At 34.0% G+C, this 21588-nt stretch carries 24 protein-coding genes; 20 read left to right on the top strand and 4 right to left on the bottom strand.

What is annotated here, in order from left to right:
- Positions 1 to 20 precede the first annotated feature (20 nt).
- The 7 genes from HYD3684_RS06520 to HYD3684_RS06490 all read left to right on the top strand — a co-directional run bounded on the left by HYD3684_RS06520 (position 21) and on the right by HYD3684_RS06490 (position 10033).
- Entirely contained in the window at positions 21 to 3074 is a 3054-nt protein-coding gene (locus HYD3684_RS06520) for a ribonucleoside-diphosphate reductase subunit alpha (protein ID WP_015419882.1), read from the top strand.
- Between the two features lie 129 nt (positions 3075 to 3203).
- Positions 3204 to 5069 (top strand): proton-conducting transporter membrane subunit, encoded by a 1866-nt coding sequence (locus HYD3684_RS06515; protein ID WP_015419881.1) that lies wholly within the window; start codon positions 3204 to 3206, stop codon positions 5067 to 5069.
- Positions 5062 to 5979 carry an NADH-quinone oxidoreductase subunit H gene (locus HYD3684_RS06510; protein WP_015419880.1) on the top strand — a complete coding sequence of 306 codons (918 nt, stop codon included), beginning with the start codon at positions 5062 to 5064 and terminating at the stop codon, positions 5977 to 5979. The genes HYD3684_RS06515 and HYD3684_RS06510 overlap by 8 nt, the downstream gene beginning before the upstream one ends.
- Positions 5980 to 5988: 9 nt before the next feature.
- Positions 5989 to 6657, top strand: coding sequence for a hydrogenase 4 membrane component (E) (locus HYD3684_RS06505; protein ID WP_015419879.1), 669 nt, complete (start codon positions 5989 to 5991; stop codon positions 6655 to 6657).
- Positions 6654 to 8096, top strand: coding sequence for a hydrogenase 4 subunit F (locus HYD3684_RS06500; protein ID WP_015419878.1), 1443 nt, complete (start codon positions 6654 to 6656; stop codon positions 8094 to 8096). Before HYD3684_RS06505 ends, HYD3684_RS06500 begins: the two co-directional genes overlap by 4 nt.
- Entirely contained in the window at positions 8093 to 9529 is a 1437-nt protein-coding gene (locus HYD3684_RS06495; RefSeq protein WP_015419877.1) for an NADH-quinone oxidoreductase subunit C, read from the top strand. The genes HYD3684_RS06500 and HYD3684_RS06495 overlap by 4 nt, the downstream gene beginning before the upstream one ends.
- Before the next feature lie 9 nt (positions 9530 to 9538).
- Positions 9539 to 10033: an NADH ubiquinone dehydrogenase gene (locus HYD3684_RS06490; RefSeq protein ID WP_015419876.1), complete on the top strand. Its 495-nt coding sequence runs from the start codon at positions 9539 to 9541 to the stop codon at positions 10031 to 10033.
- Between the two features lie 85 nt (positions 10034 to 10118).
- On the opposite strand, the gene HYD3684_RS06485 is transcribed toward HYD3684_RS06490, so the two are convergent.
- Together HYD3684_RS06485 and HYD3684_RS06480 are read right to left on the bottom strand one after the other, a co-directional pair.
- Entirely contained in the window at positions 10119 to 11342 is a 1224-nt protein-coding gene (locus tag HYD3684_RS06485) for a hypothetical protein (protein ID WP_015419875.1), read from the bottom strand.
- Between the two features lie 43 nt (positions 11343 to 11385).
- The gene (locus HYD3684_RS06480; RefSeq protein ID WP_015419874.1) at positions 11386 to 11745 is read right to left on the bottom strand and encodes a hypothetical protein; all 360 of its coding nucleotides are present in this window, start codon (positions 11743 to 11745) and stop codon (positions 11386 to 11388) included.
- A gap of 176 nt (positions 11746 to 11921) precedes the next feature.
- Between HYD3684_RS06480 and HYD3684_RS06475 the strand changes: the two genes are divergently transcribed.
- Genes HYD3684_RS06475 through murI form a run of 4 tightly spaced genes read left to right on the top strand, consistent with a single transcriptional unit; the run spans position 11922 to position 14321 of the window.
- Entirely contained in the window at positions 11922 to 13109 is a 1188-nt protein-coding gene (locus HYD3684_RS06475; RefSeq protein ID WP_015419873.1) for a type II toxin-antitoxin system HipA family toxin, read from the top strand.
- Between the two features lie 10 nt (positions 13110 to 13119).
- Positions 13120 to 13380 carry a helix-turn-helix transcriptional regulator gene (locus HYD3684_RS06470; RefSeq protein WP_012514339.1) on the top strand — a complete coding sequence of 87 codons (261 nt, stop codon included), beginning with the start codon at positions 13120 to 13122 and terminating at the stop codon, positions 13378 to 13380.
- Between the two features lie 22 nt (positions 13381 to 13402).
- The gene (locus HYD3684_RS08505) at positions 13403 to 13531 is read left to right on the top strand and encodes a hypothetical protein (protein ID WP_015419872.1); all 129 of its coding nucleotides are present in this window, start codon (positions 13403 to 13405) and stop codon (positions 13529 to 13531) included.
- 10 nt (positions 13532 to 13541) lie between these two features.
- Positions 13542 to 14321, top strand: coding sequence for a glutamate racemase (murI, locus tag HYD3684_RS06465; protein ID WP_015419871.1), 780 nt, complete (start codon positions 13542 to 13544; stop codon positions 14319 to 14321).
- Here murI and HYD3684_RS06460 read toward each other — a convergent pair.
- Both HYD3684_RS06460 and HYD3684_RS06455 read right to left on the bottom strand, forming a co-directional pair.
- On the bottom strand, positions 14311 to 15015 hold the full coding sequence (locus HYD3684_RS06460) for an SDR family oxidoreductase (RefSeq protein ID WP_015419870.1): 705 nt from the start codon (positions 15013 to 15015) through the stop codon (positions 14311 to 14313). The genes murI and HYD3684_RS06460 overlap by 11 nt on opposite strands.
- 7 nt (positions 15016 to 15022) lie before the next feature.
- Positions 15023 to 16318 (bottom strand): ATP-binding protein, encoded by a 1296-nt coding sequence (locus tag HYD3684_RS06455; protein ID WP_015419869.1) that lies wholly within the window; start codon positions 16316 to 16318, stop codon positions 15023 to 15025.
- A gap of 110 nt (positions 16319 to 16428) precedes the next feature.
- Between HYD3684_RS06455 and HYD3684_RS06450 the strand changes: the two genes are divergently transcribed.
- The 9 genes from HYD3684_RS06450 to HYD3684_RS06410 all read left to right on the top strand — a co-directional run bounded on the left by HYD3684_RS06450 (position 16429) and on the right by HYD3684_RS06410 (position 21515).
- A complete protein-coding gene (locus HYD3684_RS06450; RefSeq protein ID WP_015419868.1) occupies positions 16429 to 16671 on the top strand; it encodes a sulfurtransferase TusA family protein in 243 nt (80 codons plus the stop codon).
- On the top strand, positions 16668 to 16976 hold the full coding sequence (locus tag HYD3684_RS06445) for a DsrE family protein (RefSeq protein WP_015419867.1): 309 nt from the start codon (positions 16668 to 16670) through the stop codon (positions 16974 to 16976). Before HYD3684_RS06450 ends, HYD3684_RS06445 begins: the two co-directional genes overlap by 4 nt.
- Before the next feature lies 1 nt (position 16977).
- Entirely contained in the window at positions 16978 to 17316 is a 339-nt protein-coding gene (locus HYD3684_RS06440; RefSeq protein ID WP_015419866.1) for a DsrE family protein, read from the top strand.
- Positions 17310 to 17555 (top strand): sulfurtransferase TusB, encoded by a 246-nt coding sequence (locus tag HYD3684_RS06435; RefSeq protein ID WP_015419865.1) that lies wholly within the window; start codon positions 17310 to 17312, stop codon positions 17553 to 17555. The genes HYD3684_RS06440 and HYD3684_RS06435 overlap by 7 nt, the downstream gene beginning before the upstream one ends.
- A complete protein-coding gene (locus HYD3684_RS06430; RefSeq protein WP_015419864.1) occupies positions 17556 to 18044 on the top strand; it encodes a 6-carboxytetrahydropterin synthase in 489 nt (162 codons plus the stop codon).
- On the top strand, positions 18041 to 18388 hold the full coding sequence (locus HYD3684_RS06425; protein ID WP_015419863.1) for a hypothetical protein: 348 nt from the start codon (positions 18041 to 18043) through the stop codon (positions 18386 to 18388). The genes HYD3684_RS06430 and HYD3684_RS06425 overlap by 4 nt, the downstream gene beginning before the upstream one ends.
- Positions 18389 to 19027 carry a 2-C-methyl-D-erythritol 4-phosphate cytidylyltransferase gene (gene ispD / locus HYD3684_RS06420; protein WP_015419862.1) on the top strand — a complete coding sequence of 213 codons (639 nt, stop codon included), beginning with the start codon at positions 18389 to 18391 and terminating at the stop codon, positions 19025 to 19027.
- Positions 19028 to 19120: 93 nt separating this feature from the next.
- Positions 19121 to 19495 (top strand): DsrE/DsrF/DrsH-like family protein, encoded by a 375-nt coding sequence (locus HYD3684_RS06415; protein WP_015419861.1) that lies wholly within the window; start codon positions 19121 to 19123, stop codon positions 19493 to 19495.
- A gap of 34 nt (positions 19496 to 19529) precedes the next feature.
- Entirely contained in the window at positions 19530 to 21515 is a 1986-nt protein-coding gene (locus HYD3684_RS06410; RefSeq protein WP_015419860.1) for an HDOD domain-containing protein, read from the top strand.
- The last annotated feature ends 73 nt before the right edge of the window (positions 21516 to 21588 follow it).

Below are 21588 nucleotides of genomic sequence, written 5' to 3'. Positions count from 1 at the left end.
AAAGTTTAGGAGGCTAGACTATGGAAGTTATTAAACGCTCAGGTGCAAGAGAAAAATTAGACCTTTTAAAGATAAGGACGGTTTTAGAAAATGCTTTATCTTTGCTAAAAGAGTGGAAAACCACAAAAGATGTATCTGCCCAAGATAGAGCGATGCAATCGCATTTCTGGTCTAAGGAGCATTCACAGGCACTCCAAAGTTCAGAGAAATGCTTACAGCACACTAGAGCGATGCAATCGCATTTCAACTCTAATGAACATTCACAGCCTCTCAATAGCTCTGAGAACGGCTACAAGTCTGCCACGAACCAGCACACTATAGAAGAATGGACAATGGAGGATTTAAATAATATCAACATAGACGAGATCATGGAAGATATAGAGATAAACCTCTTTGATGGTATAGAAACCGCTGCCATATTCCAGCATATACTTCATTCTCTTCTTACAAGGGCCATAGATGACCCGATATACGACGCCATGGCAAGAAATGTGCTTTTACAAAGAATATACAAACAAGCTTTTGGTGGTATGTACTCACCCAAAAAAGCCTACAAAGAGCTTTTTATAGACTACATAGACAACGCTGTGGAGCTTGGGCTTTTAGATGAAAAATTAGCTTCTTATTATGACCTTGAAATGCTTGCTCTTGAGTTGGTACCCAAAAGAGACCAACTTTTAAAGTTTAACGGTCTTTATAACCTCATGGATAGATACCTTATAAAAGATTTGGATACTGGAAACATCTTAGAAGCTCCTCAATGGTTTTGGATGAGAGTGGCAATGGGCGTAGCTTTGGTGGAAAAAACCCCTGAAGATAGAAACCATTGGGCTATAGAGTTTTATCACATGATGTCAAGTATGGAGTTTATCCCATCCACTCCAACGCTATTTAATTCTGGCACAAGATTTCCGCAGCTTTCTTCTTGTTTTGTAGTGGATTTTGAAGACGATCTTTCTAAAATCTTTGAAACTGTAAAACAAGTAGGCATGTTAAACAAACACGCCGGAGGAGTTGGATTACCGGCTACAAAACTAAGGGCAAAAGACTCAATAATAAGAAGCATTCAAGGAAAATCCTCAGGTATAATACCGTTTTTAAAAATAATAGATGAGACAATAACAGCGGTATCTCAAGGTGGAAGAAGAAGAGGCTCAGCACTGGCTTCACTGGAGCCATGGCATCTTGACGTGTTTGATTTTATAAGGACCAAAAGAAAATGGGGCGATGATTCCCAAAGGTTTAAAAACCTCAAGATTGCTCTTTTCTTAAACGATGAGTTTATGAGAAGAGTAGAAGAAAATGGAGACTGGTATCTTTTTGACCCAGCTGATTGTCCAAAATTAGTTAGCACCTACGGTAAAAAGTTTTCTAGAGAATATTCAAAATGTATAAGAAAAGCTCTATCGGGAAAGATAAGGCATAAAAAAATAAAAGCGGTGGAGCTATTTAAAGAGGCTATAGAAAACACCATACAAACTGGAGAGCCTTGGTACACATTTAAAGATCCTATAAACATAAGACATCCAAACAAACATACTGGGACAATCCTTACCACAAATCTATGTACTGAACAACTTTTGGTATCTACCTACGATTCTATAGAGTCTTGCAACTTAGGCTCATTGGTATTGCCTAAATTTTTATCAAACAACACTTTTGACTGGGAAAAGTTTAAAGCGGTTATAAGAAAAGCGATAAGATTTTTAGATAACGTTATAGATGCCAACTATTATGCTTTAGAGGCTGTGGAAAAAGGCACAAAACAAAGCAGGAAAATAGGTCTTGGGTTTATGGGATATCAAGATATGATAGAAAAGCTAAAACTACCAGTAGACTCAAAAGAAGCTTTGAAGCTTTTAGATAAAATAGGAGAAACGATGTCTTATGTGGCTATAGAAACTTCCGTAGAACTTGCCAAAGAAAGAGGCACTTATCCAAACTTCGAGGGCTCGGACTGGTCAAAGGGAATCCTACCAATAGATACTCTAGAGCATCTTTTTAGAGAAAGATCTTTCACCAACGACAAGTATGCCACGCCCTACAATGACATGATTCAAAACTATGCGGATGAGAATAGAGCGACTATGGCGCATTTCATCTCTAAGGAACATTCACAGGCACTCAATAGCTCAGAAAACGGCTATGAGCACACTATAGATTATAAAAATCTTGTTGATAAGTATGTAGGACTTGACGATATACCGGAAGATGACACTAGAGCGGTGTCGACGCGTTTCGAAGCTAAAGACCAGGCAACGGCACTCAATAGCTCTGAGAACGGCCCTTGGCACACTTTACCAACATTTAATTGGGAAGAACTAAGAGAAAAAGTAAAGCAAGGTATAAGAAACGCATGCCAGACAACGCTTGCGCCCACAGCCACAATATCTATAATAGCTGGCACTTCTCAAAGCTTTGAGCCCTATTACGCTTTGGTCTATTCAAGAACCAACATAGCTGGAAGATTTTTAGAAGTGAACGAAAACTTTATACGCGATCTGAAAAGATTAGGCCTTTGGGACAAGCTAAGAGAAGACGTACTACTTCAACAAGGCTCTATACAGGACATAAAAGAAATACCTAAAGAGATAAAAGATATATACAAAACCGCCTACGAAATAGACACCGAAGTCTATATAAAACAAGCGGCTGTACTTCAAAAATGGATTGATTCTTCCATATCAAGAAACTTATACTTCAACACCAGAGACCCACAAAAGATAATGGAAATATATCTAAAAGCTTGGAAATACGGACTAAAAGCCACATACTACGCCTTTATGCCAGCAAAGATAAAAACCGAAGGAAAATACGTGCATGAGGACTTGAAAGAGCCGCAATCATCACAGTTAGAATCTAAGGAACAGAAACCAGCATCCAAAAGCTCAGAGGACGATTTGGAACATATTGTAGAGGCATTTTCCCAAACCACTCAAGCTAAAACTGTTAGCAGTGCATCATCTTCGAAGCCAAAAAATAGTAACAAAGGCAAACTCGTTGAAAGCGATAATCTAATGCCTTTAGACGAGATAATGAAAGAAAAAGGCTATTGCGAAGAATGCGGTAACTGATAAAATACTTTTATGAAGAAGCTTATAGCCATAATGGGCCTCGGCATTATTTTCTTGCTGAGGCTTATTTTTAAATTTGACAAAAGAAATAAGATATAAATCTAAAAAATATGCTATAATAAAAGCACCGTGTTTTTTTATAAAAAAGTTAGTAAGGATTTATGGAGGTTTTTGGAGGTAGGTTTTAGCCTTCTATATATTGGTATATTCTTAGGATGTATAGCGCTTTTTATAAAAGGTGATAACAATACAATACATTTAAACACAACCATAAAGTACATAATATACTCATTTTACGTAGATAGACTATCGTTGTTTTTTATAGGTATTGTGGCTTTTAACGGTGCAATAAACAGCATATACACCTTGGATTACATAGAAGAAGAGAACTACGATAAAAAAATTTTAATGACAATGTTAAAAAACATTTTCATACTATCTATGATATTGGTCTTACTAAGTGCAAACGTTTTTACATTTTTATTGTTTTGGGAGGTTATGAGTATCCTCTCGTTTTTCTTGGTGCTTTGGGATTTTAAAAAAGAAGAAAATTACAAAGCATCTTTGATATACATAGTGATGACACACATAGGTACAGCTTTTATACTACTTAGTTTTGTAGGATTTTATATAAATACAAACTCTCTGAGCTTTGATCATTGGCAAAACTTATCGCTAAACACCTTTTGGACCACATGGATATTTTTATTTTCAGTGCTTGGATTTGGTATGAAAGCAGGTATTATAGGGCTTCACAATTGGTTGCCAAAAGCCCATCCTGTGGCACCTTCTTTTGTATCCGCCCTTATGTCTGGACTTATGATAAAAATGCCTGTTTATATGTTTATAAGGTATTGGTTTTATTTTATAAAACAATATCCGGCAAGTTTTGGGCTTTTAATACTAACAATTGGAACTATCACTATGCTATTTGGCATCCTAAACGCATCTGTCCAAAACCGCCTAAAAGCTATGCTCGCTTATTCTTCTATGGAAAATATAGGGATTATATACGCTGGTATAGGACTTGCTATGATTTTTAAAAGCCTAAATATAGAATATTTATACGCTTTGGCTTTGGGGGCTTCGTTGTTTCATATATTAAATCACTCTTTGTTCAAATCCCTTTTGTTTATGAGTGCAGGGTCTTTAATGGCAAGAGCCCATACCCAAGAGATAGCAAAGCTTGGCGGGGCCATAAAATACGCTCCTAAGCTTGGTACAATAACCCTTGTTGGGATGCTTAGCCTTGTCGCTTTGCCTCCTTTTAACGGTTTTATAAGCGAGTGGCTTCTTTATCAAAGCCTTCTTTTATCTTTGAAGGTAAAAGGATATTACCTTTGGATAGCATCGCCCTTATCTGCATCGTTTTTGGCACTTACAGGTGGTATAGCTATGCTTAGCGCCGTCAAATACTTTGGTCTGACGTTTTTAGGAAACCCAAGAAAAGATATAAAACACAAAGAAGATATAAAAACCATGGGTCTAATATCCATGGGTATATTGGCATTGTCTTGCCTATTGGTGGGTGTTTTGCCGGTTTTTGTATTAGATGTGATAAACAAACTGATACCAGTACCTATACATGTAAATGGGATATTTGAAATTAAAACCCCTGAAAACTTTGGTTCTATAGCACCGTTTTTTATAGGTATATTGATGGTTTTCATGCTTTTGATAAGCATATATCTAAACAAATACATCTCAAAGCACTCTATTTATTACAAAACATGGGCCTGCGGACAAGAGGATGTACCTCTATCAGCCCAGTATAGCCCAGAAGGGTTTTCTCAGCCTATAAAGAAAATCACTTCCAAACTATACAAAGATGGGTTAGATATCTTTGATGGTATTTATGGTTTTATTGCTAAAAGCTTATTAAACAAACTCCAAACATTAAAGTATAAAATCCAACCAGGTATTATACACGTATACATACTCTATATGGCTATAACGCTGATAATCTTAATATGGGTAAGTAAGATATATGGGTAACATCGTAATAGGTATTTTACAGATTGTTATATTCATAGCCTTAGCTCCAGCTATAAAGGGTTTTATACATAAAATAAAATTAAATCTAAGAGGTCAAAAAGGACCATCTATTTTACAACCCTACAAAGACCTTATAAAGCTTTTTAGAAAAGAGCCCGTAATATCAAAAGACGCATCTTTTATATCAAAGATAGCTCCTATCGTAGTGCTTTTGGCTACAATCATAAGCGCATCTTTTATTCCTATTTTTAGCCCAAACACGCTTTTGTCTTTTACAGGGGATGTTATAGCCTTTATGTACGTACTTGGTTTATCTACGTTTTTTATAGCACTTTACGGTTTAGACCAAGGGTCTTCTTTTGGAGGGCTTGGTTCTGCAAGGGAGATGACGATAGCTTCTTTGGCAGAGCCCACACTTATGATGATTATGTTTACATTTTCTTTGGAGTACGGTACATCAAATATAAGCGAGATATTTGTAAAAGCCCATAGTCATTCTTTTAATGTGCCCATAGCCTATGTGTTTAGCCTTTTGGCTTTGTTTTTTGTATCAATGGCAGAAAATGCAAGGATCCCCTTTGACAATCCCGAAACTCATTTAGAGCTTACAATGGTGCACGAAGCGATGATATTGGAAGCAAGCGGTAAATACTTGGCCATATTTGAACTTAGTTCTTATATGAAACTACTTTTGTTTATAAGCATAGCCAGCAATATCTTTTTACCGTTTTTATACTCTTCAAACATGCTTCTAAATATATTATTTTATATCATAAAAGTCATAATATTCTCTATACCAATAGCCTTAGTGGAGCTATCTGTGGCGAAATTTAGGTTTTTTAGGATACCAGATCTTCTGATGATATCCTTTGCATTGGCAACACTGGGGTTTGTGCTTTACTATGCTTAAGGAGAGACTATGAATTTAAACATTAGTTTAAGCGAGTTTGTGGAGTTTATGGCAGCTTTGTCGTTGTTTTTTGCTATACTTCAAACTGCCAGTCATAGGCTTGATTTTGCCATAAAAACCTACACAGCCCAGTCAATAGCCCTCAGCATTACCATGTTTTTGAGCGTGTTTTATTATTTTGATTATGAACTTATACTATCGGCAGTTTTAACGCTTTTAATAAAAGGTATACTCATTCCATTTGTGATGAAAAAGATAACAGATAAAATAGTAGAAGACGAAAATGTAAAACCCTTTGTAAATCTTACCTACTCTGTGCTTATATGCATATTTATAGTGATATTCTCTTTTTATATCACAAGCAACACATTTTATCGTAGTACTGACAACGGCACTATGCAAAAAGTTTTAGCTATAGGGCTGTCCATTATCTTTGTTGGGATATTTCTTATGCTTGCCAGAAAAAAAGCCCTTATACAGATAATAGGATTTCTTACATTAGAAAACGGCATAATACTTGGGGCCACTTCAACGGTAAAAGGTTTGCCCCTCATAGTGGAAATAGGCGTGTTCTTCGATGTGTTTGTGGGTGCTATCATGGCAGGCATACTCATATTCCATATCAAAGACACGCTCGAAAGCATAGACACTTCCAAATTGTCGGATTTGAAAGAATGATTACACTTCTTTTATTAACAGAGCTAATAGGAATAGTTGTTATACCGTTTTTGGATTTTAATAAAAATAAGTATATTCAAGCGTTCTTGCAGTTTATAAATGTGGTTGTATTTTTGTATCTTTTTAAAAGCCTAAAAACAAACGGTCCTTACTACGGGACATACTTCACCTTAGATAGTTTAAATATTGTACTAATAGGTATTGTAAGTGTCGTAGGGTTTTTAACATATTTATACAGCATTGGATATTTGGAAAAAGAGAAAAGTCTAAAAGAATCAAAAATAAAAGAGTTTTATCTTTGGATAAACACATTTATGTTTAGTATGCTTTTGTTGGTTAGCACAAGCAATTTGGGTATCATGTGGGTAAGCATAGAAGCCACTACGCTATCCACTACGTTTTTAATAAGCTTTTATAAAAATAAAACAGCCGTAGAAGCCTCTTGGAAGTATATAATGCTTTGTTCTCTTGGCATAGCCCTCGCTCTTTTTGGGATAATACTCATATACTTTGGGGTTATAAATATCATCGGTGGTGGGCTGTACTCTTTGGACTGGCAAAATATAATGCCTATAGCAGATAAGATAGACAAAAACCTTCTTAAGATAGCGTTTGTCTTCGTGTTGGTTGGTTTTGGTACAAAGATGGGTTTGGCACCCCTTCATTTTTGGCTACCGGATGCTCACTCCGAAGCTCCTACACCTATAAGTGCCTTGATGTCCTCGGTGCTTTTGAGCTGTTCTTTTTATACGATAATAAGGATATTTAGCATAGAATCAAAAGCCGGAATTGGAGCATTTACCTACGATACGATGCTTTACATAGGGCTTTTTAGTATTGTGCTTGCTTCTATATTTATACCCCGTTCAAGGGATTACAAAAGGCTCTTGGCTTACTCTACAATGGAGCATATGGGTATATTGGCTTTTAGCTTGGGGCTTGGGTCTTTTGAAGGTATATTTGCAAGTCTTCTGGGGCTTATAGCACACGCTTTAACAAAAGCCCTTATGTTTATGTCAAGCGGTTCTATATTGGTAAATCTTCATACTAAAAGCATCAAAGACATAAGAGGTTTATTTAAGATACTTCCTATAACAGCAACGTTTTTAGCCGTTGGGGTTTTTGCCATAACAGGAGCTCCGCCGTTTTTACTCTTTATCTCAGAGTTTCTTACGCTTGTCTCGGCGTTTAAAGAAGGCTTTATATGGCAAGGGATAGTGGTGCTATTAGCCCTTTCTCTTATCTTTTTTGGTTTTATAGAAAGCTTTTTTGGTATGCTAACAAGAGAACCAACGTTTGAGCAGAAAAAAGAGCATATGTTTATGCTTATACCTATGGGAATACTCGTTATCTTGATTGTGGGTCTTGGGCTTTTCATACCAAACGATATAAAATCTTTATTGGAAAACGCCGTTTATACAATAGGGGTTAGAAGATGAAGCACTATATAGAATCTCTTTTGCACTCTGACGATCATCAGTTTTTAGGGGTGTTTGTCAGCGATGATTTAGAAAAAGAAGGTGTATTTAAAATAAGATATTTATTTTGTGATATTAAAAGCAAAAAACTAAACACTGTAGAACTAAATGTAAAAGATACATTCCCTCACATAGATATACCTGTGCTTGATTGGTATGAAAGAGAAATCTATGATATGTTTGGTCTTATACCAGAAGGCCATCCAAATTTAAGACCCCTTATGCTTTTTCCAGAAAACTATCCAAAGGATTTTCACCCACTAAGAAAAGATGCCAATATGAATATAAAATACGAAGGATATAAGACCTATCCTTACGAAGATTTTGACCCAGAAGGTTCTTTTAAGATACTTGTAGGACCAATACACGCTGGTATCATAGAACCGGGACATTTTAGATTTACGTTGATAGGAGAGCCCATACTAAAACTTGAAATAAGGCATTTTTACAAACACAAAGGCATAGAAAAGCTCTCAGAAGGAAAAACCCCAGAAGAGAGCCTAAAACTATCTGAAAGAATATCTGGTGATCACAGCGTGGCTCATTCTTTGGCTTTTGTAAAAGCAGTGGAAAAAATATACGATATAGATATACCGCCAAAAGCAAGATACATAAGGGCTATACTGTTAGAGCTTGAAAGGCTTATGTGCAATCTAAACGATTTTGCTTTTATATTCCAAGACGTAGGTTATTCTTTTGGAGCCCAAAAGGTGTTTGCTTTAAAAGAGATGCTGATGAGACTAAACGAAACACTTACAGGCAACAGATTTAACAGAAACATCATAAAAATAGGTGGAGTCTCAAAAGAACTTGATACAAAAGCCATTAAAGAGGTTTTGGGGCTTTTAGAAAAAGAGTATTTAAAATATAAAAAACTATTTTTAAATTCATCAACGGTTTTAGAAAGAACAGATACCACAGGAAGGATATTTTATAAGACTGCTAAAAAACACGCAGCACTTGGTTATGTAGCAAAAGCAAGCAACATATTTTTTGACACAAGGGCTATTTTGGAAAAAGATCTTTACGGGTCTTTGGTAAAAGCCTTTAAACTGGAGAAAGGAGATGTAAGCGCCCGGGTAAAGGTGAGATTCAACGACATAGAAGAGAGTTTTAACATAATAAAAACCTTCATAGAAAATATGCCTTTGGGAGATATAGCAAAAAATATAGAACCAAAAGATGGAGAAGCCTTTGGATACGAAGAAGGTCAAAGGGGCAACATCACGCATTTTCTTAGGATAGAACACGGTCTTATATCAAGATGGAAAATAAGAGACCCATCTTTTCACAACTGGCCCATCATTCAAAAAGCGGTGCTTGGGGATATAATAGCAGATTTTCCCCTTATAAACAAAAGCCTAAATTTATCTTATGCTGGGAACGATCTATGAGGTGGGATTATGCTTAATATACTTAAAAGCTTTTTAAAAGAAGGTATCAAAACAGAAGACATAACCCCTTATAACGAACAAAACATCGTCATCTATAAAAAACTTCCAAAACACTTAAAAGGTAGTCTAAACATAAGACATGTGGACTGTGGGTCTTGCAACGCCTGTGAGTATGAGCTTACAGCTTTATCAAACGTATTTTACGATATAGAGCGCTTTGGTATAAAATTTGTAGCCTCGCCAAAACACGCAGACGCTCTAACCATATCAGGCCCCATCACAAGAAACATGTACAAACCACTTTTAGATGCCATCCAAAACACCCCAAACCCAAAAGTTATAATAGCTATAGGCGATTGCTCCATAGATGGCGGTCTTTTCAAAGGCGCTTATGGAATAATGGGCGGTCTAAAAGACATAAACATAGAACCTCACATCCTCATAAGAGGCTGTCCCCCACATCCAAGAGATATAATATCAGGTATATTGAAGGGATTTGACTAATAAAGAAAAGAAAAAGAATAGATATAATCATAAAAGTAATTAAATATGTCATTTTTACAATGTTGGATAATTTTAGATTTATATCTTATTTTTTAAAGAGTTTTTTATTAAGCTCGTCTACTATATTAAACTTGTCTACTATATAAACTATAAAGTAATTAACTATAAGGTCAAACAAGATAATAAATATACCCATGATATAAAATTTAAGATCAGGTTTGATAACTATTATACTTTTTATGCAACTTATACTTTTTATGAAACCATATACATTACTTTTTATGAAAACAGATAAAAATATCAGATATATTATAAGCAACCGAGAGAAGTAAAGTAGATGTGCAAAGAAGTAAATTATATGTACAGGCATTTCTGCTAATGCTCTTCTAATTATTATTGTAATATTTTCTACATTTCTCTTTCTCAATAAATTTAAAATATATATTATAAGCAACCGAGAGAAGTAAAGTAGATGTGCAAAGAAGTAAATTATATGTACAGGCATTTCTGCTAATGCTCTTCTAATTATTCTTGTAATATTTTCTACATTTCTCTTTCTCAATAAATTTAAAATAATTATAATAATTACAGCAACAAAACAAGCAAAACTATGATTAGCAAAACTATAATTAAACAATCCGATAATGATAATGACGCTAATAGGAACCTCAATTTTTAAACATGAACTTAATTTTGAAACTAGTTCAAGTAATTTTGAATCTGTTTCAGGTAAAAGTTCTTTTGATTCTTTTAAAGCAAGAACATATAAAATAAATAAAATAAAACCTGCATTTAGTCGATTTGCTTTTAAGAATCTTAAGTTTTCTGATAGGACAAGACCTAGAAATAGGAAAAGCATAAAACAAGCAACCATAATCGAGTTATAAAATAACTTTTTATAATCGGACAACTTTTTATAATCGGACTTCACTAACAGAATTACACAAATAAACAAAATTACAGGAAGAAAAAATAGAAAAATAATACCCGCTTTTTCAAAATTATTTACATTAGGAAGACTTTTTACGCTAAAAATAAAATATAGCACAAACAATATGACGAAAACTACATATGCAATTTGAGCTACTTTTTTACCAAAGTTGGTAATCAAATTCATACTATAATACCTCCTAATATAGCTTGTAATTGGTATTCTAATGATAGCATTTTGTGCTTTAAGCTTAAATACCTCGTATACTATTCTTTCTTCTTTAATCTTGTCTTCTTCTTTCTCTCTTGTTTTGTTTTCCTTAACAAGGAATGAAATTATGTTTGTATCGAGAAGATACATTTTTTCTCTCTTTTGCATTTTTAGCTTTTAGCATAATAAGTTAACAAGATTTATAAAATTATTAAAGACTGGGTTCTGGAGCTATGCCTATAATTAGCTCTAATGCCAACATACCTCTTATTGCCTTTTTGATTTGTTCATTTGATAGATGGTATTTGATTGGAGATTCATCAAATGCTCTTAAAATTCTTCTTATAATCTCTTCTTTAGAATTATAAGTTTGCTGATAAATTTCATCCTCAGAATATACCTCGTTTATGAGATTTATTAGCCTTTCTTTAAATTTTTGTTCTTTCTTATTTATAAGTCTTTGCGGATTGTATGAATTAGTATTTTTCGGTACGTTAGCCAAATAACCAAAATTTGCTCTTGTTTTTAAGCTCTTTTTCTCCAGTGGTTGCTTAATATTGATAGTTTTCACTTTTCATCACCTCTTATAAATATAGTATAAATGATTTTATACAATCTTACATATTTTTTATCACAGTTAGATGCATAAGCCTCACTAAGAAATCTAACAAAATAGCATTCTACCCATGGCGTATTTGTCAATTTCACTTGACATTTGATGGTAAAAAATATATTTTGTAAAGTGAAATGGACATAAAAGTGATTTGCAATGGTAAACCAGTGGGAACGTTGTTTGAAGGGGATCAGTCTAAAGGTTTAAAAGAATACGTATTTGAGTATTTGGCTTTTAAAGAATCAGATATATACAGTCTTTACAATAGCATATCGTTGTCTATGCCTTCTTCTCAGCGTATATATGTAAGCAAGTTGTATCTTCATCCGTTTTTTGATAGTTTTTTGCCAGAAGGTTATTTGTTTGAGATTTTAAAAGATTTGATAAATAAAAGGGAAGGAAAAGTAGATGATTTTGCTATGTTGGGTTATCTTGCACCGGGCATAGAAGGAAGGGTAAGCTTTGAGGGCGAATCTTTGCCAGTACCCACAAACATAAGCCTTGAAGATATAATAACAAACGATACATGGGATACTTTTAGAGAGCTTTTATACATGTTTCTTCAAAAAAATGCCATATCTGGGGTTCAACCAAAGACGATAGCGGTGATTAAAGATAAAACCAGTTTAGATTTTAAAGAGTTTATAGTAAAAACCTATGGGGATGAATATCCTAACCTTGTAGAAAACGAATACTTTTGTATGAAGACAATAGAAAAGATTGGTGTTAAAATACCAAAGATCTACATGTCAGAAAACAAAAGATTTTTGGTGATTGAAAAATTTATTTACGACGAAAAGGGGTATTTGGGCTTTGAAGAAGTGGGCTCAATCTTAGGAAGAAGAAGATACGACAAATACGAAGGCAGCTATGAGCAAATAGCCAAAGCAATAAAAAAACTCTCCACAGACACACTAAAAGATCTTGAAACGTATTATAAGATGATAGTTTTAAACTTTCTTATTAAAAACGGTGATGCACACAACAAAAATTTTGGATTTCTTTATAAGTCAGATATGTCTTATATTTGGCTTGCCCCAGCTTACGATGTAGTATGCACAACTGTTTATATAAAAGACGATAAACCAGCTCTATTTTTAGGAGGGACAAAAAGATGGGTAAGTAAAAAGGAATTGGTAGAATTTGGATTAAAGTATTGCGCTTTAGAAGAAAAAACCGCAATAGAGATATTTAACAATTGTCAACAAGCGTTAGCAGAAAGCATTGATGATATTAAAAGCTATATAAAACAAAATAAAAACTTCCAAGAAATTGGAAATAGGATCATAAAAGAATGGGAACATTCTTTAAATCAAACATAAGGAGTTTTTAATGGATTATGAAAGATTAGGAAAGTTTTTAAAGAAAAAAAGAAAAGAAAAAGGATGGACTCAAGACGAGATCGCCAAAAGGGTAGGACTAAGCAGGCAAACCATCAGCAAAATAGAAAACGGAGTAATGGCAAGAGTTAGCCTAATTCATATGGAAGCTCTTTTAAGACTTATAGGCTACGATATGTGCATAATCCCCCACAATCCCTTTAGCAAAGAAGAGCCCTTTATGTGTAAAGAAGACTTAGAATGGGAAGAGTAAGAAAATGTATTATAATTTTTATATGGAAGAAAAACAAGCATCAGGCTTGTGGGCATCAACAACTGAGGATGTTCATGATATTGAAGATATTTGGATGGCTCCAGCTTCTATTAGCGTAAAAATTATAACACATCATAAAAACCCTTTATAATACTTAGGGTATGAAAATAGGGATGTTTGATTCGGGCGTAGGTGGGCTTACTGTTTTAAAATCTGTGAGAAAAGTCTACGATAAAGTTGATATTGTTTATCTTGGGGATACGGCTAGGGTACCCTATGGCATAAAATCAAAAGAGACTATCATCACCTATGCAAAAGAAAGTGCAAACTTTTTGATAAATCAAAACGTAGATGTGATACTTATAGCCTGCAACAGTGTTAGTGCCAACGCCATGGAAGCGCTTCAAGAGATGTTTGGTATACCTATAGTGGGGGTTATAGAAGCTGGAGTTGAGGCTGCTCTTAAAAGCTCAAAAACAAAGCATGTAGGTATTATAGGCACTAGCGCCACTATAAACAGCAACAAATATCAAGAACGTTTAGAGGCTTTTAATATAAAAACCTATGCAAAAGCATGCCCTCTTTTTGTGCCCATAGTAGAAGAAAAACTTATAAACACAGACATATCAAAAAAGACGGTGGAGTTTTATCTAAAAGAGTTTAAAGATTTAAAAGATATAGATACCCTCATTCTTGGATGCACCCATTACCCACTTTTAGAAGAGGATATAAAAGCGTTTTTACCGCATATAAACTTGGTGAGCTCTTCAGACGCTATAATATCTTATATAAACAATATCGTTAAAAACGAAGGAAATGCTACTACAGAGCTTTATTTTACAGATATATCACAAAACACATCAGAGCTTGTGGAGTATATAATGGGACAAAAATACGATTTAAAATATGTAAATGTAGAGAGTTTAGCGCTTAACTGCTAACACCCTTTACATGCCTTCCGCCGTCTATTGGAAGTATAGCACCTGTTATAGAAGTAGTTTCTAAGAAAAGCTTTAAAACGTTATATATATCATGAAGACTTACTTCCTTCTTTAAAGGTGTGTTTGTTATAACCTTTTGCCATTCTTCATCTTCCATATCATCTGGTTTTAACACAGGTCCCAAAGCCAAAGCATTCACCAAAACATGAGGGGCAAACTCTTTGGCAAGCGTAAGAACAGCCCCGTGAAGCCCAGCTTTTGCCACAAAATAAGGAGCATAGTCTTTATAAGGAGTATGCATTATAGCCCAGTCCCCAAAACCTACGATCCTACCTTTTATATGGCCTTCATTTTTCATCATCAGCTTAAAAGCCTCTATACCAATATTTAAAAAAGCCTCTACTATGATAGCGTTGTAATACCTATACTCTTCTATGCTAAAATTGTTTATAGGTACCTTGTAATAAGGTGATGCCATATGCACAAAAGCCTCTATTTTGCCAAACTTTTCAAATACAATATTTGCTATCCCAGAAGAATCTTTAGATAAATCTCTTTTTATACAAAAAATACCATCTATCTCATCGCAAGGGTTTTTACTGTTATACACAACAGCCACGTCTTTACCCTCTTCCAAAAGCCTCTTTGCCACATAAAAACCTATCCTTCTTGCCCCAGTGATTATAATAGCCATACAAGTATTATAATTGAAAAAGAAGATAGTAATAAGCTGGTAATATTTTTATATCTATCCCATTTATACTTATCTCGTCTTTTTCATCAAAGGTGAGTATGATACCCTCTTTTGAACCCAAATACTTAGAAGCTTCTAAGATACCTTCTATCTCCCTTTGCTTGGTTTGAGATAAGCTCATTTCGTAAGTTATCTGTATTGGTATAAAGTGGTTGTGATCGTAGGCTATTATATCGCATTCTTTTTTTTCTTTAAAAAAGAAAATATCGTAGCCTTTTGTTAGTAGTTCTTTTATCATGGCATTTTCTAAAAGTATGCCCATATTTTCTTTGAAAGAAAAACTAAGAGCGTTTAAAAGGCCGTTGTCTATCAAATAAGCTTTTTTCTGGAGTTCAGATTTTAAGATAGATTTGTTGTATTTTTTTACAACAAAAAGAAAGTATATATCCTGAAGCATCTCAAGATATTCGTATAAACTGTCTTTGGCTATCTTATGAGCTTGGGACTTTAGCTCGTTGTATATATTGTTTATAGACAACATACTTCCGATGTTTTCCACCACTCTTTTTATAAAGTACTTCAATGCGATGTGGTTTTTTATTTTGTATCTTTCCACCAAATCCCTATAAAACATCACTTCAAAGTAATTTTGTAAAGTTTTTAGTTTTAGGCTTTTATCATCAAAAAAAACCACCTCCGGGAAAGCCCCGTAGTTAAGATAATCTAAAAACGCCTTTTTTAAAATGGCTCTTTTTTCTATATTGTAGAAATCTATTTCTTCAAAATAAAAGCCCTTAAACTTTAAAAACTCTTGAAAGGAGAGCGGAAACACCTCATATGTCAAAGTCCTACCCCTTAGAGCCGTGGCTATTTCTTTTGATAAAAGCTTTGAATTTGAACCGGTGATGTATATATTTTTTGTATATTTATCGTAAATCCTTCTTACAAAGGTTTCCCAGCCTTCTACGTTTTGAATCTCATCAAAAAATATGTATACATCGTTTAAGGGTATATCAGGATATAGCTCTTTGTAAGCCTCAATTAGTGAACCAAGCTCATCTGATGAGATATCAAGCCTTTCATCTTCAAAGTTTACATACAAAATCCTTTCTATAGGTACACTATTAAGGAGCTTTTTTATAGTTTGAAACATAACGTAAGTTTTACCGCTTCTTCTTGGGCCTATCAAAGATATTATCTTATTGGTGTTTAAAGGGAGCTCTATATTTCTATTTAAAAGCTTAGGAAGTGTCCATTGATGGAACTCAACTATAACTTGCTTAAATACATCTTTCCTTTTCATAAGGAAATTTTAACATAATTATTTCCTTTTTAGAAGGAAAGAATAAATGCCACTAAAAACCATATCTATAATCATAGTATTTTATTTTTAACAATATTATCATTGTTAAGATGAGTGATTTTGAAATAAATAAAGAGCTTGATATTACTGGGGAAGTATGCCCTTTTACATTTGTAAAGAGTAAGCTTGTGCTTGAGACGATGGAAAAAGGAGAAGTTTTGAGGGTTATAGTAGATTACGAACCGTCGGCGGTGAGCGTACCAAAAAGCATGAGAGATGAAGGTCAGGAAGTGTTAGCCACCAACAAGATAGGCGATAACAAGTGGGAAATCATCGTTAGAAAAGCAAGATGAATATCCTTATAGTAGTTACATCAAACCCTTTTTCAAAAGATTTTGACAGCGTATACAAACTATCTAAAGCCCTTGTAGGTAAAGCTGATGTAACGATTTTTTTAAGCGGCAACGGCACTTATTGGCTTAGCTACGATATGACAAAGCAATTTTTAGATATAGGTGTTAAGATAATATATTGCGCTCACTCAGCACGCCAAAGAGGCATCGAAGAGTCTATAAAATCTCAAAATTTCATATCAAGCTCTTCTTACGATATGTTTAGAAAAATATCAGAGTTTGACAAGGTGATAAACTTTAACTGATATGATAAGCTTTATACTTAAATCAGAGTCTTTTTCTTGGAAAGCCCACGAAGGGTTGAGGCTTGCCGCTGCAAGCGGTATAACAAACGATACGAATGTAATATTTACCGGAGACGGTATATACGCTATAACAAAATGGCGCCCAGAAGCCTTAGGACTAGCCAGCTTTGAAAAGATGTTAGAACAAATGAGTATGTTAAACATAAACTTTTACGCAGAAAACTCTTGTGTAGAATCAAGGGGTTTAAAGGCTTTTGAATTTATCATAGAACCAAAGATTATATCCTCTGAAGAAGTCAAAGACCTGATACACAAATCTAAAGCGGTGCTTGTATGGTAGAAAATCCAAATACAATCTGGCTTGTAAGAAGGTTTGGGGATTTTAAAAGTAGCTTACCATCGGAGAACGATATAGTGGTACTTATACAAGATGCAGTATTAAGAGCACCAAATAAAAATTGGTATCTATGCAAAGAAGATGTGTCTGCAAGAGGTCTAAAGGTCCAAGAAGAGTTCTTGCTTAGCTGGGAAGATATATCAAAACTCATATTAAAAGCCAAAAACGTGGTGGTGTGGTAAATGTGGTATATATCAAAAACATTTAGGTTTGAAGCAGGTCATAGAGTTTGGAAACAAAACCTATCTTGCTCAAGAGGATCAAGTCTTGGTTCTGATTGTATAGAAAATAAGTGTGTAAACTTACATGGGCACAGTTATGAAATAGAAGTTGTGCTTTGTTCAAACGTACTTGATAATCAGGATATGGTGATGGATTTTCATCATCTTAAAAGCGCATTAAACCCTCTTATAGACCAATTTGATCATAGTTTTATAATAGATAAAAACGATCCTTTGTTTGAGGCTTTTAAAAAAATAAACCAAGATTTTGGATTAAAACTTACGACAGTGGATTTTTGCCCTACAGCGGAAGCCTTGGCAAAGTATATATACGATTATGTAAAAGAGAAATTTGAAAAAGCAGGACTTTTAAACGAAGTAGATATATATAAAGTAGTTGTTTGGGAAACAAAAACCTCAAAAGCTGAATACATAGGAGAAAGACTATGAGTGTAAGGCACAAAGTAAAAGAGCTTATAGACAAAAAATATGAAGAGATAGAAAAAATAAATAAAAATCCCATAAAAGTCTATGTGGTATTTAGCCCAAAGGACAATTTAGAGGATTTTGACCCAGAGCTTGCAGAAGTTATAGAGTTTGAATTAGATAAAGAGAGTGAAGAGTCAAAAAAGAAGTTTTTGGATAGGCTTTTAAGAGAAGTGCTTGAAGCAGAAGTTAAAAATATGGTTTGGTGTGGGTTTGTAGTGGATACAAAAGATGAGCTCATACCAATATTAGAACACATACCTCAAGATGAAATGGTAGAGTTTATAAGCTTAAAAAAAGAAGATTAGATGCCCTCTTTGATACTTTTAGCGGCTGGAATTGGCAAAAGAGCCGGTATAAAAAAACAGTTTATAAAGTTTAAAGATATGCCACTATACAATTTTACTCTAAGAAAAGTGGCAGATCTTTTCAACGAGATAATCATGACAGTGCCCCAAGATGTGGAACATTCTATTTTATACGATGCTCATAAGTTTGGAGCAAAGTTTGTATATGGGGGCGCGGAAAGACAAGATTCTGTAAGGTTTGCATTGGAAGTGGTAAAAGAGGATATAGTGGTAATACACGATAGCGCAAGGCCCTTTGCCAGCCGAGAGGTGTTTAAAAAGGTGATGGAGCTTGAAAACTACGACGGGAAAATAGCAGCGGCAAAAGCAAGAGATACTATAAAAAAATTAGAAAACGGTGTTTTAAGAACTATTCAAAGGGATAACATGTGGTTGGCCCAAACCCCCCAATGTTTTAAAACAGATGTTATAAAACTTTGCCATGAAAAAGCCTTAGAAGATGGTATAAAAGCCACTGACGATGCTTACTTATTGGAATATTATGGATACAGCGTAGGTATAGTAGAATCCTCTTATTGGAACATAAAACTCACCTATCCTGAGGATATTCCGTTTTTTGATAAACTTTTGCAAAGATAAAAGCCAAAAAGCTTTATTATAAGAAAATCTTATTGACAGCATGTAAAATTAATTTATTATATTATTATAATACACTTAAAAGGAGGACGTTTTATGGAACAAAAAGCCCCAGATTTGGTTATCATTCTGTTAACCGGTCCAGAAAACCCAGCAAGGTTGCCATCTGCGTTTTTCTTGGCATCCACTGCAGCTGCCGAAGACATGAACGTAGTTATGTATTTCACAGGACCATCCACACAGCTTCTTAAAAAAGGTGTAGCTGAAAACACATACCCAATGCAAGGTGGACAGCCAATATCTTACTTTATCAACTTAGCCCGTCAAAATGGTGTGCAAATGATCGCTTGCAAGCAATCCCTTGACCTAAACGGTATGAAAGAAGAAGATTTAGCTTACGATTTTCCGCTTCTAACACCAACGGCGGCACTACCAAGTCTCGGAATGGCTGGCAAAGTAGTAACCTGGTAAAAAACTAGGGGGCTTATGGGCCCCTTAAACAAAATTGAACAATAGAAAACATCTAAGATTTTATACACATATAGAAACTCAATATGGCATTATAAAAAATATATCCTACCAAGGTGCTCTAATAGAACTATCAAGCCAAGATATTCTAAAAACTCTATTAGAAAATGATAACTTTTCCATAAACATACTAGGAGAAGAGGTTAAAGCCAAGGTAGTCTCAGATAATATGAATCAAATCAAAAATTCTAAAGATCGTGGCACACCTGGAGATCGTGGTATACTTGTAAACCGTGGTATACTTGTAAATCGTGGCATACTTGTAGGAATCGTATTTGAAAAGCCCATATCAAAAGATACATTACAAAAAGCCATAAAACTACACAAAAAACCAGAGCACATAAGAAAAGAGCCAAAATTTAAGATAGAAATAGATACATTAGAAGCTTTTGAAGCTCATGATTTTATAAAAAGAGTAATGCCTATTATAATGGAGCTTACCGATGAAAACACCAATGTAGATAAAATATATGCTCTTATTAGAAACATGCCAAAATTAGAAGAAGATATATTAAAGATTGCAAACAACGCTTATTCAAACAAAGGCATAGATATAAAAGATATAAAATCCGCCATTATAAGACTTGGACTCTCAAGGATAAGGGATTTTACATTAAAAGCTATATCAAAAGAAGCTATTACAGAGTATAAAGATGAGCTAAAAGAACTAACAGAAATAGAGAAAATACTTATACTTCAAACAGCCATCTTTGACAACATATGCCAAATCGCTTGCACCCAAAGAAGTAGATTTTATGACCTTCTTGTGCTATCTATGATAGATGGACTTCTTATCGTTATAGATTTCCTAAACAAAAACAAATACAACGATATTAAAACCCAAATACTAAATTTAGTAAAAACACCATCAAAATTATACTCTTATATATCAAGAATATTTGAAAAAGATACGTTTGGAAAAGATATGATAAAATTAAACAAAGAATATTTCGAAAAGGTATTTTACGGTTTTGATGATTTCATTAAAAGCATTATCATTGGTTACAATACTTATGCCCCATACTACAAATACAGCACCACTAATAAATTACAACTATCAAAGCAAGCCATAAACCTATCTTTTACAATACATCTTTCTATCCTAGGTACAAAGTTTATAATGCAAAACGATGAAAAGGCTGGATTTATCATGTTAAATAGATTAAATAGGTTTGGTATAGATAGCATAAAGTTTTCAAGCTTTTTAAAAAATATCATAAACGACGCAAACCTGACAATAAGAGACTTGGGAGTTTCAAAAGAAGTGTGCCATAGGCATTTCTCTGAGCTATCGAAAGGCTATGCCAATTCCTTAGATTCGAAATGCGATAATATCACTCTAAGCACTTCTATACAGAAAATAAACTACATCCCAAATATAGAAGGTGAAAATGCAAAAGAACAAACAAAAATAGAAATACCAAATACCCTTCAAAATTTTTACAATATATTCACACAAACGCTTACAAAATTAAAAAGGGTTTGCGTAAGATACGAAGATAAGGCTTATACAATGTTAAAAATAGAAAACCTCATAAACTTTATAAAAGAAACCCAAAAAGGTGTATTTGGAGTAATAGATTTAAATACGTTTGAAATACCCTCTTACGAAGATATAAGCTTTTTAGATATCTTAGTGTTAAAAGATATAGGCAACATAGAAGATATAGGCAAGCTAAAAGCAATACTAGATAGTTTTGAAGGGTATATAATAATGACTCTAAGAAACGATATAGATTTAGAAACTACAAACAACGGGCTTTTTAATATCATTGTAGAATTTACAATAGAATTTCCCTCTTACATGGAAGACGATGAGCTTTACGCTGATCTTATTAAAAGCGCAAAAAACTTGTTAAAAAAAGACTTTGGTATAAATCAAGAGATAGCTTCAGAAGATCTACGATACGATTTAAAATCAATTGTAAGAAAAGTAATTAACAACAACTTTAATATATATTAATATTATCATATCTTATAAGTATATAAATAATTATAAAGCTCATGTTTAGAAGTTTATAGTAAACTTAAAAAGT

It is taken from the genome of Hydrogenobaculum sp. 3684, assembly GCF_000213785.1.
Lineage (GTDB): Bacteria > Aquificota > Aquificia > Aquificales > Aquificaceae > Hydrogenobaculum.
Note: the sequence above shows the minus strand (reverse complement) of the source record. Positions and strands in the feature narration are given on the sequence as shown.

Excerpts from the sequence above, each read along its gene's own strand:
- HYD3684_RS06520 (WP_015419882.1), top strand. The coding sequence starts at position 21 with ATGGAAGTTATTAAACGCTCAGGTGCAAGAGAAAAATTAGACCTTTTA.
- HYD3684_RS06510 (WP_015419880.1), top strand. The coding sequence starts at position 5,062 with ATGGGTAACATCGTAATAGGTATTTTACAGATTGTTATATTCATAGCC.
- HYD3684_RS06505 (WP_015419879.1), top strand. The coding sequence starts at position 5,989 with ATGAATTTAAACATTAGTTTAAGCGAGTTTGTGGAGTTTATGGCAGCT.
- HYD3684_RS06500 (WP_015419878.1), top strand. The coding sequence starts at position 6,654 with ATGATTACACTTCTTTTATTAACAGAGCTAATAGGAATAGTTGTTATA.
- HYD3684_RS06495 (WP_015419877.1), top strand. The coding sequence starts at position 8,093 with ATGAAGCACTATATAGAATCTCTTTTGCACTCTGACGATCATCAGTTT.
- HYD3684_RS06490 (WP_015419876.1), top strand. The coding sequence starts at position 9,539 with ATGCTTAATATACTTAAAAGCTTTTTAAAAGAAGGTATCAAAACAGAA.
- HYD3684_RS06485 (WP_015419875.1), bottom strand. The coding sequence starts at position 11,342 with ATGCAAAAGAGAGAAAAAATGTATCTTCTCGATACAAACATAATTTCA.
- HYD3684_RS06475 (WP_015419873.1), top strand. The coding sequence starts at position 11,922 with ATGGACATAAAAGTGATTTGCAATGGTAAACCAGTGGGAACGTTGTTT.
- HYD3684_RS06470 (WP_012514339.1), top strand. The coding sequence starts at position 13,120 with ATGGATTATGAAAGATTAGGAAAGTTTTTAAAGAAAAAAAGAAAAGAA.
- HYD3684_RS08505 (WP_015419872.1), top strand. The coding sequence starts at position 13,403 with ATGGAAGAAAAACAAGCATCAGGCTTGTGGGCATCAACAACTGAGGAT.
- murI (WP_015419871.1), top strand. The coding sequence starts at position 13,542 with ATGAAAATAGGGATGTTTGATTCGGGCGTAGGTGGGCTTACTGTTTTA.
- HYD3684_RS06460 (WP_015419870.1), bottom strand. The coding sequence starts at position 15,015 with ATGGCTATTATAATCACTGGGGCAAGAAGGATAGGTTTTTATGTGGCA.
- HYD3684_RS06455 (WP_015419869.1), bottom strand. The coding sequence starts at position 16,318 with ATGAAAAGGAAAGATGTATTTAAGCAAGTTATAGTTGAGTTCCATCAA.
- HYD3684_RS06450 (WP_015419868.1), top strand. The coding sequence starts at position 16,429 with ATGAGTGATTTTGAAATAAATAAAGAGCTTGATATTACTGGGGAAGTA.
- HYD3684_RS06445 (WP_015419867.1), top strand. The coding sequence starts at position 16,668 with ATGAATATCCTTATAGTAGTTACATCAAACCCTTTTTCAAAAGATTTT.
- HYD3684_RS06440 (WP_015419866.1), top strand. The coding sequence starts at position 16,978 with ATGATAAGCTTTATACTTAAATCAGAGTCTTTTTCTTGGAAAGCCCAC.
- HYD3684_RS06435 (WP_015419865.1), top strand. The coding sequence starts at position 17,310 with ATGGTAGAAAATCCAAATACAATCTGGCTTGTAAGAAGGTTTGGGGAT.
- HYD3684_RS06430 (WP_015419864.1), top strand. The coding sequence starts at position 17,556 with ATGTGGTATATATCAAAAACATTTAGGTTTGAAGCAGGTCATAGAGTT.
- HYD3684_RS06425 (WP_015419863.1), top strand. The coding sequence starts at position 18,041 with ATGAGTGTAAGGCACAAAGTAAAAGAGCTTATAGACAAAAAATATGAA.
- ispD (WP_015419862.1), top strand. The coding sequence starts at position 18,389 with ATGCCCTCTTTGATACTTTTAGCGGCTGGAATTGGCAAAAGAGCCGGT.
- HYD3684_RS06415 (WP_015419861.1), top strand. The coding sequence starts at position 19,121 with ATGGAACAAAAAGCCCCAGATTTGGTTATCATTCTGTTAACCGGTCCA.